A 1,466-nucleotide genomic window follows, 5' to 3' on the forward strand; every position below is an offset into this window, starting at 1 on the left:
ACAGCACTTTACAACTTTTACGCTGCCTCGGAAGTTGACAAAACTAGTTTACACAAGGCCTGCACTAAGTCCGTTGGATTTTTTGCGGATTGGGCTTTAGAGACTAAAGTGCCTAAAAATATTTCACGCTGTATTTGCCAGCTTATATGGCTTCGCAGCTCTTGTGGACTGGTGTTTTGGTACTTCGCAAAATGCTCGTCCAGATACGGTAGCATTTTCAGGCTGCTGTGAACGAGGTTTACCAAATTCACCATGTGTTCAATGCCATTTTGGCGGCGAATCCGGTAGGCATTCAGCGACCAGAAGGCCTTCTGCTCATAGTAGTTGGTTTCGATGGCCCAACGCAGCTTGTACAGCTTCAAAGGATAATAGTCCATGCCTTCTGCCGGTGCGTCCCGTAGAATCTTTCGTTCCTGCCAGGCGCAGCTCATATGCAGGGCACCGGGGTCCAAGGTGCTGAAGAAAAGCCGCCGGGAGCCAGATGTAGTGCAGCTGACATAGGCGTGGATACGGCGATTCCCGCAGATATGGGTCAAAACAATCCGATGGCCGACCTGCATGCCATCCATATCCCAGGACAAGTTGAAATCATCCAGATGAAGCCGCTTTCCTCGTTTTTTCGGGCGTCCCGGCTTGCCGTTAAGCAAGGGCGGCAATTCATACATCGCTGAATCACTGCGGACATTGCAGATGAAGGCCAGGTGGGGATATTGCAAAACCCGCTCTATCAGCGTGCTTTTGGCATACCAACTGTCAAAGCACAGTAATACCTGCCGGTCTTTCAGTAAGGGCATCACCTCCTCGATGAGATCACCGGCTAATTCAAGTTTGGTCTGCTCTTTCGTCCACATCCGGTACCCTACGGGAACCGCCAGATAGCGGATAAGCGGAGCTTTTCCTTCATGCTGGTTCAGGACAGGGACACTCAGTGTCAAACTGACGAAGCAATGACCATTTACGTAAGGCTTGCCTGTATGGCAGGCATGGTCATGCAACAGAGAAACAGCATCGAACTTCTTGCCGAATTTCGGTACCGTCGTATCATCGACACTGAGAAAGACCGGTTCATTCTGTAAGGCCGCCGGAATCAGGCTGCAAGCCAATTCCGCTGTTTGCAGGCGGAGAGAACGGCTCGTCACCGTTTTGTTCTGAAGCGCCCGGTAATAACTATTTAAGCAGCGATGCGTCACCTGGGACAAGAAATTCCGATGAAGAAAGCGAAGAGACGGGAAGGCCTGCAAGGCTACCTGAGCGATGACCAACCAGGTCAGTAGGAATCGCGTTGGCCGTGTCGCTGTAGAAAAATATGAAGAAAAGAAACGAAACAGGCTACCAATAATCGAATTTTCGAGGTATAATGAAATCATCGCGTAACTCCTTTGGAATGATGTTTTTGAGCAGATTCATTATACTTCAAAGTGTGGTTACGCGATATTTATTTGTTCAAAAAGTTGTAAACTGCTGTT

General features: G+C 49.0%; 1 protein-coding gene. It reads right to left on the reverse strand.

All coding sequences use genetic code 11. The features are described from left to right. Positions 1-17: 17 nt before the first annotated feature. The gene (locus tag DW949_RS13525) at positions 18-1,367 is read right to left on the reverse strand and encodes a transposase (protein WP_118023689.1); all 1,350 of its coding nucleotides are present in this window, start codon (positions 1,365-1,367) and stop codon (positions 18-20) included. Positions 1,368-1,466 lie beyond the last annotated feature (99 nt).

The sequence above is a fragment of the Megasphaera sp. AM44-1BH genome, assembly GCF_003467125.1.
Classification (GTDB): Bacteria; Bacillota; Negativicutes; order Veillonellales; family Megasphaeraceae; genus Megasphaera.